Origin of the sequence: Micromonospora fluostatini, assembly GCF_050410825.1 — a bacterium.
GTDB classification, from domain to species: Bacteria; Actinomycetota; Actinomycetes; order Mycobacteriales; family Micromonosporaceae; genus Micromonospora; species Micromonospora rosaria.
Window position 1 is genome coordinate 3,680,837 of record NZ_CP191251.1, and the last position, 16,908, is coordinate 3,697,744.

A 16,908-nucleotide genomic window follows, 5' to 3' on the forward strand; every position below is an offset into this window, starting at 1 on the left:
TCCCCTTTCTGAAGGAAGGGGATTCCGGTCTGCTACACCCCCGAAGGGGTGAGCTTCCGGCGGGTTACCGCTTCCCCGCGCTGCGCCGGCACGGATGCCGGTCTTACCTGCGCTCCACGGTCGTTGAGGTCCGCCCGTCCGGCGGCCCTGATGTTCCTGGCGGCGTTCACGTCCCGGTCGTGACGGCTGCCGCACGGGCAGCCCCACGATCGGACGGCGAGCGGCTTCCTGTCGCCGATTCGGCCGCAGTCGGAGCACATGCGGGTGGACGGAAACCAGCGGTCCACCCGGCCGAACGTGCGCCCGTACCGGGCCGCCTTGTACTCCAACATTGCCGTGAACTGCGACCAGCCGGCGTCGTGCACCGACTTCGCGAGCCGAGTCCGGCCGAGACCGGCAACAGCAAGGTTCTCGACATACACCGCTTGGTTGTCGCGGATGATCTGCGTCGAGAGCTTGTGCTGCCAGTCCCGCCGAGTGTCCGCCACCCGGGCGTGCGCCCGTGCGACCTTCACGACGGCCTTCCTGCGGTTCTGACTCCCGCGCTGCTTGCGGGAGAGTGACTGTTGCATCCGCTTGAGCGTGCGGGCCGCCCGGCGCAGGAACTTCGGGGCGGTCACCTTCGTGCCATCCGACATCACTGCGAAGTGCGTCAGCCCCAAGTCGATACCCACCTCGGACGTGACCGGCGGCAACGTCTCGTCTGGGCTGGTCTGCACCACGAACGACGCGAAGTAACGCCCGGCGGCGTCCTTGACGACCGTCACCGACGACGGATCGGACGGCAGCGACCGAGACCAGCGCACCTGCACGTCGCCGACCTTCGGCAGACGCAGCCGCCCGTTGTCCAGGATCTTGAACCGGGCATTCTTGGTGAACCGGATCGCCTGCCGGTTGTCCTTGCGGGACCGGAACCGGGGCGGTGCCAGCTTGCGGCCCTTGCGTTTCCCGGACAGCGAGTCGAAGAAGTTGCGGTACGCGGTGTTCAGGTCCGCGAGGGCCTGTTGCAGCACGACCGCCGACACGTCGGCCAGCCATGCCCGTTCCGGGGTGCCCTTGGCCTCGGTGATCAGGCGGCGGGACAACTCCCCGTCCGAGACGTACTTCCCGCCCGCCTCCCGTGCCCGCTGGCGCAGGCGCAGCCCGTCGTTGTGCACCGTCCGCGCGCACCCGAACGCCTTCGCCAGCGAAACCTGCTGGCCGGGCGTCGGGTAGACGCGGTAGTTGTACCGAAGCTGCACACCCACAGATTACCATTGGTCTATGTCCAACGATCGACCTGTCCGCACTGGCAGACACTGCGTTTTCGCGTTGCACACGCACTTGGTTTTCGTGACGAAGTACCGGCATGAGGTGTTCACCGACCGGCACCTCGCCCGCATGGAGGAGATCATGCGGGCGGTGTGCGACAACTTCACTGTCGAACTAACCGAGTTCAACGGCGAAGCAGACCACGTGCACCTACTGGTCGATCTCCCGCCCACCGTCGCGGTGTCCCGACTGGTCAACTCCCTCAAAGGAGTGTCGTCTCGGCGGCTGCGCCAAGAGTTCCCCGAACTGGCCGCCCACTACTGGCGGGCACAACGCCTGTGGTCGGGGTCGTACTTCGCCGGGTCGGTCGGCGGTGCCCCGCTATCGCTGGTTCGCCAGTACATCGAAAGTCAACAGCGGCCCGCCTGACGGCGGGATCAGGAACACGGCTTGACCTCCGCCGTGAACGACGGAGCACTACCGTGTCTTCGGTAGCCACTCCCGCCCGGTGCGCCCACCACCCTCGTCGGGGCGCACCGGATCGCGGCGTCGGGCGGCCGGGCCCACCAGCGGGCGTGCCGGAACTGGGTGTCCGATCATCCCGAATCCTGCCAGGCTGCGCGGCATGGACGTTCGACTCGAGCCCTGGTCGGAATCCGCGCTCGACCTTCTGCGTCGGATCAACACCGCGCAGATGCGTCGACACGTCGGCGGCCCCGAACCGGAGGAGGAGCTGCTCGCCCGGCACCGCCGGTACCTCGCCATGCCGGCAGCCGGCCGGGGCTGCATGTTCGCCGTCCTGCTCGGCGACGACATGGTCGGCAGCATCGCCTACCACCAGCGTGACTGGCAGGGCCGGCAGATCTACGAGACCGGCTGGAACGTCCTTCCGCCCTTCCAGGGGCAAGGCGTTGCCACCGCAGCCGGCGTCGCCCTGATCACCATCGTGCGCGCGGCTGCCCGTCATCCCGCTACCCCCGACAGCCTGCACGCCTTCCCCTCGGTCGAGAACGCCCCCTCCAACGCGCTCTGCCACCGCCTCGGCTTCACTCTCCTCGGCCCCTGCAGTTTCGAGTACCCGCCGGGTAGCGACCGCCTGATGCGCAGCAACGACTGGCGTATCGACCTCACCACCAAGGGCAGGGCGGTTTCCCGATCAGCGGTGGCGTGACGCGGTCGGGTTCGGCGGGTGACGCCTCGCAGGCGTGAAAACGCTCATACCAGCGCATGTGCCCGCGCCCTGCCGGCTGAATTCCCTGAGCGGTGGACCTTGGCGGGGTGTGGACGTGGTCTCACGGATAGGCAGCTCGAAGGGCCGGCTCGTGGACACCCGGCCCGGCAGCGACCGGCCCCGATAGGGGCCACTCCACGCCACCTCTCGGGCAGACCTTGCCGGGTGGCGGCCCTTGGGACACAAGGGTTGGGCTCGGCCCATGCGTGGCGACGACTCGGGGGTGGGGAGACGGCGTTGGCAGGTTCTTGGATTACCGGGTGGGGTGTCGGGGTCGGGGTGGGTGGTCGATCCGGCGGGCCAGGACGAGGAGCAGTTCGAAGCGGGCGGCCGGGTCGTCCAGGTCGTCGCCGTACAGGTCGCGGAGGCGTCTGAGCCGGTAGCTGACCGTCTGCGGGTGGACGAAGAGTTCGGCGGCCACCTCGGCCCGCGAGCCCCAGTGCCGCAGCCAGCCGTACAGGGTGACCAGCAGGCTGTCCCGCTGCGCCGGGCGCAGGGCGGCCAGCGGGGCGAGTCGGCGGGCGGTGAGCACCGCCAGGGCGCCCGTCTCGCCGCGCAACGTCAGATCGGTCAGGTGGTCGTCGACGAAGACCGGCCCCGGGTCGGGCCCGACCAGTCCGGCGGTCAGCTCGGCGAGGCGTACCGCCGCCGGCACCTGCGCCCAGCCCAGCGTGGTTCCCACCACCGCCCCTCGCCCGGCCAGCGCCTCCGTCAGCGTGGCCCGGGTCGCGCGGGGACCGGCCCGTAGCAGCAGCACCGCGTCGCGGACCCGTTCGACCACCAGACCGTCGGCCCCGTACCGGAACCGGGCGTCGCGCGCCTGCTCGGGTGGCAGCAGTACGGGTACCACGTCGTCGAGGTCGGGCCAGCCGATCCGGGCCGCCGCCGTCTCGACGGCGCTGGGCAGTCCGTTGCCGCCGAGCAGCAGCTCGGCCAGGTGCCGCCGTCGCCGGTCGCCCTCGCCGGCCTGTTCCCGCAGTTGCAGGGCGTACCCGTCGGTGCCGGCCGCCGCCAGTTCGTCGACGTACGCGGTGATCGCGTCGGCGAGGTCGATCAGCTCGTCGGTGCCGACCGGCCGCAGCCGGGCCAGCGCCTCGGAGGCCATCCGGAGCATCGACCGCGCTGCCATCCGTAGCGCGGCCAGCAGCGCCTCCGGTCCCCGGTCCTCGCGCGCCTCGGCGGCGCCCAGCCCGACGAAGACCTCGCGGATGCGCGGCGGCAGCGCCGGCTCGTCGGTGCCGACCAGGTCGAGGAAACGGTCGAGGGCGACCTGGACGGCGGTACGCACGTCCCGCTCGAACTTGGCGTCGGAGATCGCGGCGAAGGCCGGGGTCGCCTCGGCGGCGGCGACCGCGACCGCCCCCACGGTGGCCGCCAGGTGAGGGCGCATCGCGGTGGCGAGGTCCGTGGGGAGCCGTCGCCACGGGGTCGCCGACGAACTCATCCCGCGATTTTGTCACGTGGTGACAGATCGGGGCCCGATTCTCGCTGCCGGGGGGACGGTGCTCCGCGCCCCCGGCCACGCGACGATGGACCCCACCCGACCCGATGGACCCACCCGGCCCACTGTGGACCCGACCGAGGAGCGTCCCGTGCAGCATCGCACCTCCCGCCAGCACGTCGTCGACATGTGCCGAACGATGCTCGCGCGGGGATACCTCAAGGCGACCGAGGGCAACGTGTCGGTCCGCGTCCCTGGCCACCGGCTCTACGCGGTGACCCCGAGCAACTACGACTACGACCGGATGCGCGTGGAGGACGTCTGCCTCGTCGACTTCGACGGCCGGCACGTGCCCGACGACAGCGGCGCCGCGCTGAAGCCGTCCATCGAGTGCGGGATGCACGCCAACATCTACCGGGAACGGCCGGACGTCAACGCGATCGTGCACACCCACCAGCCGTACGCCTCGGCGCTGGCCGTGCTCCGCAGGCCGATCCCGGCGCTCTCCGACGAGCAGGTGCGCTTCCTGGGCCGGCAGGTCGCGATCGTCGACTACGCCCCCTCGGGCACCTCCTTCCTGGCGAAGAACGTGCAGAAGCGGGTGACCAGCGGGGACAACGCCTTCATCCTCGCCAACCACGGCATCGTCGCGCTCGGCACCGACCCGGACCGGGCGGTGTTCAACATGGCGCTGCTGGAGAAGGTCTCCATCGCCTACCTGATGGCGCTGGCCACCGAGTCCGGCAAGGTGCACACCATCCCGGCCGCGATCCGGGAGATCGCCTTCGGCAAGCTGCGCGCCGACGAGAAGCGCATCGCCGCCCAGATCACCGCGGCGGTCGAGCCGCTGCGGGTACCGGCCGACGAGGACCTGCCCAGCGCCGACGCCGTCGCCCGCCCCGCCGCCGACGGCCCGGCAACGGACCCGGCCGACGGGGCGGGGCCGGCCGGTGACGCGCCCGGGGCCGAGGCCGCCCGGCTCGGGTACGCGATCAGCGAGTACCTCGACGTCGACGACGTCCTGCGGCGGCTGCGGGCGCTGACCGCCCAGCCGATCCGGGGACTACGGCACGACGCGCTGCTCGACGTGCTCGGCTACTTCGACACCAAGTGCCGGGCCAGCCGGGAGATCACCGACCGGGCGAAGCGGCGCATCCCCGGCGGGGTGCAGCACAACCTGGCCTTCAACTACCCGTTCCCGCTCGCGATCGACCGGGCCGAGGGCGCCCACCTGGTCGACCGGGACGGCAACGTCTACATCGACTTCCTCCAGGCCGGTGGCCCGACGATCCTGGGCAGCAACTACGCCCCGGTCAACGAGCGGGTCGCCGAGGTGGTCCGCGAGTCCGGCCCGGTCACCGGCCTGTTCCACGAGTACGAACTCAAGCTCGCCGAGATCATCCACCGGTTCATGCCGCACGTGGAGATGTACCGGGCGCTGGGCTCCGGCACCGAGGCGGTGATGGCCGCCGTCCGGGGGGCCCGCGCCTTCACCGGCAAGCCGATGGTGATCAAGGTCGGCGGCGCGTACCACGGCTGGTCCGACACGATGGTCTACGGGCTGCGGGTGCCGGGGACGTACCGGATGAACGCCAAGGGCATCCCGTTCGGCGCGACCAGCCGGACCCGGGAGTCGTTCCCGAACGACCTGGGTCAGCTCAGGCGCAAGCTGATCGAGAACCGGCTGCGCGGCGGCACCGCCGCCGTGGTGGTCGAGCCGGTCGGCCCGGAGTCCGGCACCCGCCCGGTGCCGCGTGACTTCAACGCCAGGGTCCGGGAACTCTGCGACGAGTTCGGCGCGCTGCTGGTCTTCGACGAGGTGGTCACCGGGTTCCGTGTCGGGCTGGGCGGGGCGGCCGGGTACTTCGGGGTCACCCCCGACCTGACCGTGCTCGGCAAGGCGGTCTCCGGCGGCTACCCGATGGCCGGCGGGGTCGGCGGCCGGGCCGACGTGATGGCGGTCTTCGGCTCCGGGCTGGACGGCAAGAGCGGGGCGCACATCCAGGTCGGCGGGACGCTCTCGGCCAACCCGCTGTCCTGCGCGGCCGGCTACTTCGCCATCGAGGAGATGGCCCGGACCAACGCGCCGGTGATCGCCGGCCGGGCCGGGGACCGGCTCACCCGGGGCCTGCAACGGCTCATCGACCGGTACGGCCTGCCGTACGTGGCGTACAACCAGGGCTCCATCGTGCACCTGGAGTGCAGCGGGGTGATGCTGCTGGACATGCGCAACCCGCTGAAGCTGCTGCGGGAGAACAAGGCGCGCAAGCGGCTGATGGAGCAGATGGGCGCGGCGTACGCGGCGCACGGCATCATCACCCTCGCCGGCTCGCGGATGTACACGTCGATGGCCGACACCGACGCGGTGATCGACGACGCGCTGGCCCGCTTCGAGCAGGTGTTCGCGCTGGTCGAAGGGGTCTGAGCGGTGGGCGGCACGGCGCCCCGGGTGCTCGCCGTCGACCTGGGCACCTCGGGGATGAAGGCCGCGCTGGTGGCCGCCGACGGCACCGTCACCGGCTGGGCCGAGCGCCCGGTACCGCTGCGGGTGCTCCCCGGTGGCGGGGCCGAGCAGGACCCGGACGCCTGGTGGACGGCGCTCGGGCAGGTCGCCGCCGACCTGGGCCGGGCGCACCCGGAGGCGATGCGGGCGGTCGACACGGTCTGCGCCTCGACGCAGGGCGAGGGCACCATCGCCGTGGACGCGGCCGGCGTCGCGTTGACCCCGTGCATCACCTGGCTGGACATGCGGGGCGCGGCGCACCTGCGCCGGCAGTTCGGCGGCTTCCCCGCGTACCAGGGCATGTCGGTGCGCCGGATCGCCCGCTGGCTGCGGCTGACCGGCGGGATGCCCTCGGTGACCGGCAAGGACCCGGCGGCGCACATGCTGCTGGTCCGCGACGCGATGCCGGCGGTGTACGAGCGCACCGCCGCGTTCCTCAACGTGCTGGACTGGATCAACCTGAGGCTGACCGGCCGCACGGTCGCCACGGTCGACTCGATCCTCACCTCGTGGGTGACCGACAACCGGCGGCCCGGCGCGGTCCGCTACTCCCCCGCCCTGGTCGCCGACTGCGGGATCGACGCGGACAAGCTGCCGCCGATCGTGGCCTGTACCGACGTGATCGGCACGCTCGCCCCGGCCGCCGCCGCGCACCTGGGGCTGCCCGGCTCGGTACGGGTGGTCGCCGGGGCGATCGACAACACCGCCGCCGCGATCGGCGCCGGCACCACCCGCGACCACGAGCCGCACCTGTACCTGGGCACCTCGTCGTGGATCGCGGCACACGTGCCCCGCAAGAAGACCGACGTGGCGGCCGGCATCGCGGCGGTGCCCTGTGCGATCGGCGACCGGTACCTGATGACCGCGCTGCAGGCCACCGCCGGGGCGAACCTGACCTGGCTGCGCGACAAGGTGGTGGAGTACGACGACCCGCTGGTCGCCGCCGGCCACGTCGGCCGGGACGAGGGCTCGATCTTCGACGCCTTCGACCGGATCCTGCCCGCCGTGCCGCCGGGGGCCAACGGCGTGCTCTACACCCCCTGGCTGTACGGCGAGCGCGCCCCGGTCGACGACTCCAGCCTGCGCGCCGGCTTCTTCAACATCTCCCTCGACACCACCCGCTCGGACCTGCTGCGCGCGGTCTTCGAGGGGGTCGCGTTGAACACCCGCTGGCTGGCCCGCGCCGTCGACCGGTTCCTCGGCGCGCCGGTGACCTCGCTGGCGATCACCGGCGGCGGGGCGCTGTCGAACTCCTGGTGCCAGATCTTCGCCGACGTGCTCGGCGTGCCGATCCGGCGGGACGCCCGGCCGCTAGCGGTCAACGCCCGGGGCGCGGGGTGGATCGGCGCGGTCGGCACCGGGCGGCTCTCCTTCGCCGACATCCCCGACCTGGTCCGGACCGACCGGGTCTTCGAGCCGACACCCGCGCACCGGGCCACCTACGACGAGGTCTACACGGTCTACCGGGACCTGCACCGGCGGTTGGCCCCGGTCTACCGACGGCTGAACCGCTGACCCCCACGACCGGACCCGGGCCGCGCCGGCGGCGGCACCCTGCGGGTCGGACATCCAGGGTGGAATGTCAACATGTCGCCATGGATATCTACGAGGACGCCCGGACCGTGTCGCGGGCGGATCTGGCCGCGTGGCTGCGGCAGGTGGCGAGCCAGGTGGAGGCCGGTCAGGTCTTCTACGGGGCCGCCGGCACCGTCGCCGTCGCCGACCAGGTGGAGTGCGAGCTGGAGATCGAGCAGGAGGGCCCGGACGAGTTCTCCATCGAGATCGAGTTCTCCTGGACGAACCCGAAGGCCACCCCGGCGGCCGAGCCCACCGCCGAGGCGGAGCAGCCCGCCGAGGCCGAGTCGGACGAGACGCCCGCCGAGTAAGTAAGGAAGGGCCCCTTCTTAACCTCTCCGGTAGAGGAAGGGGCCCCTGTTCACACCCACGGCACCCGGGCCGGTGGCGTCAGCGCAGCCGGCGTCGACCGCTGATCCAGTCCCGGGACGCCCGGGTGTTCAGGGCCCAGAGCACCCAGACCAGCAGGCCCAGGCCGACGATGGTGATCGCGCCGAAGAGGCCGAGCGAGGCCGTCGCCAGCAACACCGACACGGCGTACGCCGGGTAGGGCGCCCACGGGCGGCGGCCGGCGAGGCTGACCGTCACCAGCGTGCAGGCCCCGGCCATCGCGGCGAAGAAGACGGCGGCGCCGAGGGAGCCGCTCTCGGCCACCAGCCGGTGCACCGCCGCCAGGGCGAACAGCAGTGTCAGGAGAGCGAAGACGAGCACGGTGACCCGGACCGGGGTGGGCATCGCGGGGTACCGGAGCATGTCTCCGTATCCGCCGCCGGGAGCGCGTACGACCATACGCAGAACGATGACTGTCTACCTTTAACAGGGACCGGGCACTGTCGGGAAGGCGACACTTTCCGGCGGCCTAAGCTTCCGGCCATGGCGAGGTACTTCGACGTGCACCCGGACAACCCGCAGCCCCGGATCATCGGCCAGGTGGTCGACACCGTCCGGCGGGACGGCCTGATCGCCTACCCGACGGACTCGTGCTACGCGCTGGGCTGCCGCCTCGGCAACAAGGACGGCATGGACCGGATCCGGGAGATCCGCCACCTCGACAGCGGCCACCACTTCACCCTGGTCTGCCGCGACTTCGCCCAGCTCGGCCAGTTCGTGCACCTCGGCAACGCGGTGTTCCGCGCGGTGAAGGCGGCCACCCCGGGCAGCTACACGTTCATCCTGCCGGCGACGAAGGAGGTGCCGCGCCGGCTGCTGCACCCGCGCAAGAAGACGGTGGGCGTCCGGATCCCCGCGCACACCGTGACCCGGGCGCTCCTCGACGAGCTGGGCGAGCCGCTGCTGTCCAGCACCCTGCTGCTGCCCGGCGACGACGAGCCGATGACCCAGGGCTGGGAGATCAAGGAACGTCTCGACCACGCCGTCGACGCGGTGGTCGACGCCGGGGACTGCGGCACCGAGCCGACCACCGTGGTCGACTTCTCCGAGGGCGAGCCGGAGATCGTCCGGGTCGGCGCGGGCGACCCGGACCGCTTCGCGTAGCCGTTCCCGCCCCGGTCCGGGCCCGCGTCACCGGTCCCGTCAGCCCGGACAGTTGTTGCTGGTGCGCCGGACCGTGTACTCGGCGTCGTCGTGGGTGATGCCGGAGGGCTCCCCGTCGAAGTGGGCCTCCACCTTGTCCCAGCCCCGGCGCTGCTCGTAGTGCAGGTGCGGGGCCCCGGAGTTGCCGGTGCTGCCGAGCCGGCCGATCTGCTCACCCTGGGCCACCCGCTGCCCCTCGCGGACCAGCGGCGGTTCGAGCAGGTGCAGGTACTGGGTCTCCCACCGACCGCCGTGGTCGATCTTGACCCAGTATCCGCCGCCCCGGCCACGCGGGCCGTCCGGGTTCTCCGGGGTACGCCCGCCCAACGAGCCGTTGATCCCCGCCACGGTGACCGTGCCGGCGGCCGAGGCGAGCACCGGCCGCCCCCACGCCTCGCCCTCGGTGGGGAACAGGTCCACGTCGTAGTCGTCGTGCCCGGGGTAGGTGCCCAGTTGCCAGGTCTCGCCGCAGGCCACCGGAAGCTGGAAGGGAGGGCGCGGGCCCGGCGGCAGCAGCAGCGGCACGACCAGCACGGCGACCGCGCCGAGGGCCGCGAGCGTGCCGAGCACGAGGAGGGTACGCAGCAGTCGGCCCCGACGGCGGGCACGGTGTCTGCTCGGCTGGCCGGAGGTCACCGTCCCGAGGATGGCAGACACCGGCAAGACGCGCGGCGTCCGGGTGGTGGGGCCCACACGGATCGAGGCGGGTGACACGCGGTTTGCGGCGTTTTGCCGGGTCGGGTGGGGGTAGGGCTCTGGGAGCAGCCGTCGTCGTGTCGTGTGGAGGTGTTCGTCCCGATGGAATCCCGCAAGCCCGCCGAGGTCGTCCGGAACGTGGTGGATGCCGCCGCCGAGAAGGTCGCCGCCGCCCTGGCCCCGGACGCCCCCGGCGCGCCGGGCAGCGTGCCGCCGCCGGTCGAGGAGCCGACCACGCCCCAGGAGCCGCTGCCGCCGAAGGCGGAGCAGGGCACGCCGCAGACCCGTACCCCCACCGGCGCCCGGACCGGGGTGCCGGCCGACGCGCACGCCCAGCAGGGCGCCCACCTCACCACCGCGCAGGGGGCCCGGCTGCGCGACACGGACCACTCGCTCAAGGCCGGGCCGCGCGGCCCGGTCCTGCTCCAGGACCACCACCTGCGCGAGAAGATCACGCACTTCGACCACGAGCGCATCCCCGAGCGGGTGGTGCACGCCCGGGGCGCCGGGGCGCACGGGGTGTTCACCGGCTACGGCACCGCCGAGGCGGTGACCCGGGCCGGCTTCCTCCGCAAGGGCCACGAGACGGAGGTCTTCGTGCGCTTCTCCACCGTCCTGGGCTCCCGGGGGTCGGCCGACAGCGTCCGCGACACCCGGGGCTTCGCCACCAAGTTCTACACCGACGAGGGCACCTTCGACCTGGTCGGCAACAACATGCCGGTCTTCTTCATCCAGGACGCCATCAAGTTCCCCGACATCATCCACGCCGCCAAGCCGCACCCCGACCGGGAGATCCCGCAGGCCCAGAGCGCGCACGACACCTTCTGGGACTTCGTCTCGCTGCACACCGAGGCGCAGCACCACACCATGTGGAACATGTCCGACCGGGGCATCCCGCGCTCGTACCGGACGATGGAGGGCTTCGGGGTGCACACCTTCCGGCTGGTCAACGCCGCCGGGGAGACGGCGCTGGCCAAGTTCCACTGGAAGCCGAAGCTGGGGGTGCACTCCCTGACCTGGGAGGAGGCGCAACTGCTCGGCGGCATCGACCCGGACTTCCACCGCCGGGACCTGTACGACGCGATCGAGGCCGGGGCGTACCCGGAGTGGGAACTCGGCTTCCAGGTCTTCCCCGACACCCCGGAGGAGACCTTCGCCGGCATCGACCTGCTCGACCCGACGAAGCTCGTGCCGGAGGAACTCGCCCCGGTGCAGGCGGTCGGGCGGCTGGTCCTCACCCGGACGCCGACGAACTTCTTCGCCGAGACCGAGCAGGTGGCCTTCCACCCCGGTCACCTCCCGCCGGGCATCGACGTCACCAACGACCCGCTGTTGCAGGGCCGGCTCTTCTCCTACGTCGACACGCAGCTCACCCGGCTGGGCGGCCCGAACTTCGCGCAGATCCCGGTCAACCGGCCGCACGCGGCGGTCAACGACATGCTGCGCGACGGCTTCCACCAGCACGCCGTGCACGCCGGGGTGGCGCCGTACCGGCCGAACTCGCTCGACGGCGGCAACCCCTTCCCGGCCGGCGACGACGAGCACGCCTTCGTCGACGTGCCGGTGACGGTGGCGCAGGCGCCGAAGGTACGGGCCAACCCGGCCTCCTTCGACGACCACTTCAGCCAGGCGCGGCTGTTCTGGCAGAGCATGTCGCCGGTGGAGCGGGAGCACATCGTCCGCGCGTACACCTTCGAGCTGGGCAAGTGCTACCACCAGGCGATCCGGGAGCGCCAACTCCGGTGCCTGGCGGCCATCGACCCGGTGCTCTGCGCCGAGGTCGCCACCGGGCTGGGGCTGCCCGTGCCGGAGCCCACCGGGCCGCTGCCCGAGGTGACGCCCAGCCCCGCCCTGTCCCAGGTCGGCCGGGAGTGGCCGGCCGACGGACGGATGGTCGGCATCGTCGTGGACCCGGACGGCGACCTCGACGACGTCGACCGGGTCCGCCGGTCGCTCCTCGCCGCCGGCCTGGTACCGCTGCTGGTCGCGCCGCACGGCGGCACCGTGGGCGACCTGCCCGTGCAACGGACCTTCGCCACCGGCCGGTCGGTCGAGTTCGACGCGCTGCTGCTGGCCGGGGCGCCGGCACCCGCGCCGGACGCGATCGGCGCCCGCGACGCCAAGGCCGGCACGGCCGGCGCGGTGGCCGTCGATCCCCGGGTGCTGCTGCTGGTCGAGGAGTGCTGGCGGCACGCCAAGGCGATCGGCGCCTGGGGCGCGGGCGTCGACGTGCTCCGGCAGGCGGGCGTGGCCGACACCCCGGGCGTCGTGACGGCCACCGCCGCCGCCGACGTGGTCGACACCGTCGGAGGGCTGCTGGCCCGGCACCGGGTGTGGGAACGGTTCCCGGCCCGGATCGCCTGACCCGCCGTCGTACCGCTCGGGAAACGGGCCCGGCTACGCCTCGCCGTAGCCGGGCCCGCCGGCCGGCGGCGCGGAGCCGGGTACGCCGGTCAACGGCGCGAAGCCGGACCCGCCGGCCGGCGGCGCGGAGCCGGGACCGGCCATCGGGCCGGCGTCGGCGGTGAGCGGTGGCGGGTACGCCGGGTAGAGCTGCGGGCGGGTCCCGAGGCCGGCCTCCTCGCGGAGCTGGCGCATCTGGTCGTCCAGGTAGGCCATCAGCCGGGCCCGGTACTCGCGCTCGAACGCCCGCAGGGTCTCCACCTGGTTCTGGAGCTGGTCGCGCTGGACCTGGAACTGGTCGCGCTGGACCTGGAACTGGTCGCGCTGCGCCTGGAGCTGGTCACGCTGGAGCTGGAGGTGGTCCCGCTGGGCCTGGAGGTGGTCGCGTTCGGCCTCCAGCCGGCCCAGCACGCTCTGGTGCCGCTCGTGCGCCTCCCGCTCCACGGCCTGCGCCCTGGTGTAGGCGTCGCGGACCACCCGTTCCGCGTGCTCGCGCGCCTCGGCGAGGAGCCGGTCCACCTCCCGCTGGGCGGCGGCGAGCTGGTCGTCGGCACCGCGTTCCGCGACCGCGACGTACGGCTCGGAGCGGGGCAGCCGGGCCGGGGCCATGGCACGGTACTCCGCGTATCCGGCCGCGGCCAGGGTCCGGCGCAGGCTCGCGTCCACCTCGATCTGGGTGATGCTGTCGATGATCGAGTCGATTCCGTCGTCGTCGAGGACACCGACCCGACCGGGCTCGGCCTGGTCCGACACCGGGGTGCCGTTGGGGATCATCGGGTCTCCGTTCCCGCTGTCAGGCGGCCGGCGCCGAACAGCGACCGCCAGTCGTCCTGCGGATCCCGGGCGGCCAGCAGCTCCGACAGGTTCTGCCGGGCCGTCTGACGCAGTTCCCGGACCCGGGACGGCGTCTGGTCGAGCTGGTTGGCGATCTCCGCGCTGCCGTACCCGTCCACGGTGAGCGCCATCACCTGCCGCTGCGGGTGCGGAAGCTGGGCGAGCAGCCGGATGACGTCCTGCCGGTCCTCCGCCGAGGTGTTCGGCGGCGGGTCGGTGCCGTCCGGGGTGGACCGGCCCGCCTCGGCCTGCCGGTGCCGGGGCCGGTGGCCGCCCCGGGTGCGGTACTTGACGAAGTTGCTGATCGCGGCCGTCCGGGCGTACTGGTACGGGTTGTTGATGTCGTCCCAGCGGATCAGCACCTCCAGCGTGGCCGCCGCGACCGCGTCGTACGCCTCGGGCTCGGCGGCCCCGAAGTACATCGCGACCCGCACCAGTTCGCGGTACCGCTCCCGGTAGAACGCGACGAACCCGGCCGGCACGGCGGGCGGGTGGTCGACTCGCGGTGGCGCGACGGCCGGAACGAGGACGTTCTCCGGCTCCCCCACAAAGCACCTCTCTCGTCGATTCAGTCCGCCTGCCCCGGTGCCGGTCACGTGGCCCTCCGGGTACGACCCCCCAAGATAGGGGGCCGGCCGACTCCAGGGAATGCTTCCGCACACCGGCACCGGTGTCCATATCCCCGCGACGCTGCGAGACCGATCCGGTACGCCCGGGGGTGCCGGACGCGGGCCACGGACCGGAAATCGTGACCGACGGTCGGGCCGCCGTCACGGCCCGCAGCCGGCCGGTCGGACACCCGGTCGGATCGGGTCGGCCGTCCCGGCACCCAACTGGCGCCGGCCGCGAGATCTTGCGAGGCTAGCGCACGTGTATGACTTCGACCTGTTGGTGTTGGGCTCCGGACCCAGTGGCCAGAAGGCCGCGATCGCCGCCGCCAAGCTCGGCCGGCGGGTCGCCATCGTGGACCGGCGCGACATGCTCGGTGGGGTGTGCATCAACACCGGCACCGTGCCGTCCAAGACGCTGCGCGAGGCGGTGCTGTACCTCACCGGCCTGACCCAGCGGGACCTGTACGGCAGCAGCTACCGGGTCAAGGACGAGATCACGGTGGGCGACCTGGCCGCCCGGACCCAGCACGTGATCAGCCGGCAGACCGACGTCATCCGCAACCAGTTGGCCCGGAACCGGATCACGTTGATCACGGGGACCGGCCGGTTCGCGGACCCGCACGCGGTCTGGGTGGACGGCGGCTCCGGGCGGGACATCCGGGTCACCTTCGACAAGGCCATCATCGCCGCCGGCACCCGTCCCGCCCGCCCGGACAGCGTCGACTTCGACGAGCGGACGATCGTGGACTCCGACGGGGTGATCAACCTCCAGGCGGTGCCGCGCAGCATGGTTGTGGTCGGCGCCGGGGTGATCGGCATGGAGTACGCCTCCATGTTCGCCGCGCTCGGCACCAAGGTGACCGTGGTGGAGCGCCGCGAACGGATGCTGGACTTCTGCGACGAGGAGATCGTCGAGTCGCTCAAGTACCACCTGCGCGACCTCTCCGTGACGTTCCGCTTCGGCGAGGAGGTCGCCGCGGTGGAGAAGCACGACGCCGCCGCGCTGTGCATCCTCAAGAGCGGCAAGAAGATCGTCGCGGACACCGTGATGTACTCCGCCGGCCGCCAGGGGCAGACCGACGACCTGGGCCTGGACGCGGCCGGGCTGACGGCGGACCGGCGCGGGCGGATCAGCGTCGACGCGAACTACCGCACCGCCGTGGAGAACATCTACGCCGTCGGTGACGTGATCGGCTTCCCGGCGCTGGCCTCCACCTCGATGGAGCAGGGCCGGCTGGCCGCGCAGCACGCCTGCGACGAGCCGGCCCGCGCGATGCACGGGTTGCAGCCGATCGGCATCTACACGATTCCCGAGATCAGCTTCGTCGGGCAGACCGAGGAGCAGTTGACCGAGAGTTCGACGCCGTTCGAGGTGGGCATCGCCCGGTACCGCGAACTGGCCCGGGGGCAGATCGTCGGCGACTCGTACGGCCTGTTGAAGCTGCTGGTCTCGCCGGAGGACGGCCGGCTGCTCGGGGTGCACGTCTTCGGCACCGGCGCCACCGAGATCGTCCACATCGGACAGGCCGTGATGGGGTGCGGCGGCACGATCGACTACCTGGTCGACGCGGTGTTCAACTACCCGACCCTGGCCGAGGCGTACAAGGTGGCCGCCCTGGACGCGGCGAACAAGATCCGCAACATCACCCGCATCAACGGATAAACCTGACCGGACGCTGGTGACCGCCACCGCACGCTACTGACCGGCGGCGGCCCGGCGGACCAGCCGGCGGGCCTCGTCGGCGGGTACCCCGGTGGCGCGGAGCAGGTCGTTGGCGATGGTCCGGAGCTGGGACACGACGATGGTGCCGGAGAAGCCGATCTCCTGCCGGCAGGCCGCCCCCGCCTCCCTGACCGCGCGCAGCACCCGCTCGCGCGCGCCCACCGGCTCCCGGTCGCCCAGGAACTCGCGGTGCAGCAACCGGACCGCCTCGCCGTAGTGCTCGATGGCGGCGGGCAGGTCCGGCGGGACCGGCTCCCCGTCGCGCAGCGCGGTGCCGATCCGGCGTACCAGCGTCCGGCTGTTGCGAAAGGCCCGGTCCATGTGCTCCGTGCCCCGCCGGTACGCCGCCAGCGCCCTTCGCCGACGCCAGCGCACCGGGGAGAACCGGACCACCTCCTCGGCGGCGCCGACGACCTCGGTGAGCCGGTGCAGTTCCGACTCGTTGGCCCGCATCCGGGCCAGCACCCGCTCCACCGCCCCCACGTCGGCGCGGGCCAGCGCCTCGGCCGAGGCGGTCATCTCGCGGGCGAAGAGGTCCAGCGAGTGGTCGGCGACCCGGCGGACCGTCCGCAACGGGTTCAGCGGGGCGATGACGAGCACCACGAAGAGGCCGACCACCCCGCCGACCAGCGCGTTGATGGTCCGGGGCAGCTCCAGCCCGGGGGCGGTCGGCGTGAGGGTGGCGATCAGCACGGCGGTACCCCCGGCCTGGGTGGTCAGCGCGCCCGGCCCCCGGACCGTCGCCGCCACCGTGATCGCCAGGAAGACGACCACGCCGGTCTGCCACGGCCCGGTGCCCAGCAGCAGGATCAGCACGTCGCCCACCGCGATCCCGAGCAGCACGCCGACGACCAGTTCGACGGTGCGGCGGGCCCGGTTGCCGAGCGCGGCGGCGATCACGCCGACGGCGGCGGCCGGCGCGAACGTCGAGTCGGGGTTGCCCAGCACCTCCCGGGCCACCACCCAGGACAGCGCGGCGGCCAGCCCGGCCTGCACCGCCACGATCAGGTACGTGCGCAGCCGCCGGTAGCCGCTGTGCCCGGCCGCCCGGAACCGGGCGCGCAGCCGGCCCGGCAGTGTCGACCCGTCCGCCCCGATCCGCATGGG

General features: G+C 72.5%; 15 protein-coding genes. 8 read left to right on the forward strand and 7 right to left on the reverse strand.

What is annotated here, in order from left to right; translation table 11 throughout:
• Window positions 1-32: 32 nt before the first annotated feature.
• Complete coding sequence (locus tag ACQUFX_RS16015; RefSeq protein ID WP_428961195.1) at window positions 33-1,241, reverse strand: RNA-guided endonuclease InsQ/TnpB family protein; 1,209 nt, start codon at window positions 1,239-1,241, stop codon at window positions 33-35.
• Window positions 1,242-1,263: 22 nt separating this feature from the next.
• Here ACQUFX_RS16015 and tnpA point away from each other — a divergent pair, with 22 nt between their 5' ends.
• Window positions 1,264-1,680, forward strand: a complete 417-nt coding sequence (gene tnpA, locus ACQUFX_RS16020) for an IS200/IS605 family transposase (protein ID WP_428961196.1) — start codon at window positions 1,264-1,266, stop codon at window positions 1,678-1,680.
• A gap of 196 nt (window positions 1,681-1,876) precedes the next feature.
• Entirely contained in the window at window positions 1,877-2,422 is a 546-nt protein-coding gene (locus tag ACQUFX_RS16025) for a GNAT family N-acetyltransferase (protein WP_428961197.1), read from the forward strand.
• Between the two features lie 313 nt (window positions 2,423-2,735).
• On the opposite strand, the gene ACQUFX_RS16030 is transcribed toward ACQUFX_RS16025, so the two are convergent.
• A complete protein-coding gene (locus ACQUFX_RS16030; RefSeq protein ID WP_428961198.1) occupies window positions 2,736-3,926 on the reverse strand; it encodes a PucR family transcriptional regulator in 1,191 nt (396 codons plus the stop codon).
• A gap of 148 nt (window positions 3,927-4,074) precedes the next feature.
• Here ACQUFX_RS16030 and ACQUFX_RS16035 point away from each other — a divergent pair, with 148 nt between their 5' ends.
• From ACQUFX_RS16035 to ACQUFX_RS16045, 3 genes are all read left to right on the forward strand, one after another.
• Complete coding sequence (locus tag ACQUFX_RS16035; RefSeq protein WP_428961199.1) at window positions 4,075-6,348, forward strand: aminotransferase class III-fold pyridoxal phosphate-dependent enzyme; 2,274 nt, start codon at window positions 4,075-4,077, stop codon at window positions 6,346-6,348.
• 3 nt (window positions 6,349-6,351) lie between these two features.
• Window positions 6,352-7,941, forward strand: coding sequence for a xylulokinase (locus ACQUFX_RS16040; protein WP_428961200.1), 1,590 nt, complete (start codon window positions 6,352-6,354; stop codon window positions 7,939-7,941).
• A gap of 80 nt (window positions 7,942-8,021) precedes the next feature.
• On the forward strand, window positions 8,022-8,312 hold the full coding sequence (locus ACQUFX_RS16045) for an amphi-Trp domain-containing protein (protein ID WP_428961201.1): 291 nt from the start codon (window positions 8,022-8,024) through the stop codon (window positions 8,310-8,312).
• 79 nt (window positions 8,313-8,391) lie between these two features.
• On the opposite strand, the gene ACQUFX_RS16050 is transcribed toward ACQUFX_RS16045, so the two are convergent.
• On the reverse strand, window positions 8,392-8,754 hold the full coding sequence (locus ACQUFX_RS16050) for a hypothetical protein (protein ID WP_428961202.1): 363 nt from the start codon (window positions 8,752-8,754) through the stop codon (window positions 8,392-8,394).
• A gap of 120 nt (window positions 8,755-8,874) precedes the next feature.
• On the opposite strand from ACQUFX_RS16050, the gene ACQUFX_RS16055 reads away from it, so the two are divergent.
• Window positions 8,875-9,495, forward strand: coding sequence for an L-threonylcarbamoyladenylate synthase (locus ACQUFX_RS16055; protein WP_428961203.1), 621 nt, complete (start codon window positions 8,875-8,877; stop codon window positions 9,493-9,495).
• Between the two features lie 39 nt (window positions 9,496-9,534).
• Here the strand turns inward: ACQUFX_RS16055 and ACQUFX_RS16060 are convergent, their stop codons facing one another.
• A complete protein-coding gene (locus tag ACQUFX_RS16060; RefSeq protein WP_428961204.1) occupies window positions 9,535-10,170 on the reverse strand; it encodes a M23 family metallopeptidase in 636 nt (211 codons plus the stop codon).
• Window positions 10,171-10,332: 162 nt separating this feature from the next.
• On the opposite strand from ACQUFX_RS16060, the gene ACQUFX_RS16065 reads away from it, so the two are divergent.
• Window positions 10,333-12,594 (forward strand): catalase, encoded by a 2,262-nt coding sequence (locus ACQUFX_RS16065; protein ID WP_428961205.1) that lies wholly within the window; start codon window positions 10,333-10,335, stop codon window positions 12,592-12,594.
• 33 nt (window positions 12,595-12,627) lie between these two features.
• Here ACQUFX_RS16065 and ACQUFX_RS16070 read toward each other — a convergent pair whose 3' ends face one another.
• Together ACQUFX_RS16070 and ACQUFX_RS16075 are read right to left on the reverse strand one after the other, a co-directional pair.
• Window positions 12,628-13,407, reverse strand: coding sequence for a hypothetical protein (locus ACQUFX_RS16070; protein ID WP_428961206.1), 780 nt, complete (start codon window positions 13,405-13,407; stop codon window positions 12,628-12,630).
• The gene (locus ACQUFX_RS16075) at window positions 13,404-14,015 is read right to left on the reverse strand and encodes a sigma-70 family RNA polymerase sigma factor (protein WP_428961207.1); all 612 of its coding nucleotides are present in this window, start codon (window positions 14,013-14,015) and stop codon (window positions 13,404-13,406) included. Before ACQUFX_RS16075 ends, ACQUFX_RS16070 begins: the two co-directional genes overlap by 4 nt.
• Window positions 14,016-14,337: 322 nt before the next feature.
• On the opposite strand from ACQUFX_RS16075, the gene sthA reads away from it, so the two are divergent.
• The gene (sthA, locus tag ACQUFX_RS16080; protein ID WP_428961208.1) at window positions 14,338-15,741 is read left to right on the forward strand and encodes a Si-specific NAD(P)(+) transhydrogenase; all 1,404 of its coding nucleotides are present in this window, start codon (window positions 14,338-14,340) and stop codon (window positions 15,739-15,741) included.
• Between the two features lie 33 nt (window positions 15,742-15,774).
• On the opposite strand, the gene ACQUFX_RS16085 is transcribed toward sthA, so the two are convergent.
• Window positions 15,775-16,905 carry an FUSC family protein gene (locus tag ACQUFX_RS16085; protein ID WP_428961209.1) on the reverse strand — a complete coding sequence of 377 codons (1,131 nt, stop codon included), beginning with the start codon at window positions 16,903-16,905 and terminating at the stop codon, window positions 15,775-15,777.
• Between the last annotated feature and the right edge of the window lie 3 nt (window positions 16,906-16,908).

Bases quoted from the DNA above. Each gene is read 5' to 3' on its own strand.
- ACQUFX_RS16085 (WP_428961209.1), bottom strand. From the start codon at position 16,905: ATGCGGATCGGGGCGGACGGGTCGACACTGCCGGGCCGGCTGCGCGCC.
- ACQUFX_RS16025 (WP_428961197.1), top strand. From the start codon at position 1,877: ATGGACGTTCGACTCGAGCCCTGGTCGGAATCCGCGCTCGACCTTCTG.
- ACQUFX_RS16050 (WP_428961202.1), bottom strand. From the start codon at position 8,754: ATGCTCCGGTACCCCGCGATGCCCACCCCGGTCCGGGTCACCGTGCTC.
- ACQUFX_RS16070 (WP_428961206.1), bottom strand. From the start codon at position 13,407: ATGATCCCCAACGGCACCCCGGTGTCGGACCAGGCCGAGCCCGGTCGG.
- tnpA (WP_428961196.1), top strand. From the start codon at position 1,264: ATGTCCAACGATCGACCTGTCCGCACTGGCAGACACTGCGTTTTCGCG.
- ACQUFX_RS16045 (WP_428961201.1), top strand. From the start codon at position 8,022: ATGGATATCTACGAGGACGCCCGGACCGTGTCGCGGGCGGATCTGGCC.
- ACQUFX_RS16065 (WP_428961205.1), top strand. From the start codon at position 10,333: ATGGAATCCCGCAAGCCCGCCGAGGTCGTCCGGAACGTGGTGGATGCC.
- ACQUFX_RS16055 (WP_428961203.1), top strand. From the start codon at position 8,875: ATGGCGAGGTACTTCGACGTGCACCCGGACAACCCGCAGCCCCGGATC.
- ACQUFX_RS16030 (WP_428961198.1), bottom strand. From the start codon at position 3,926: ATGAGTTCGTCGGCGACCCCGTGGCGACGGCTCCCCACGGACCTCGCC.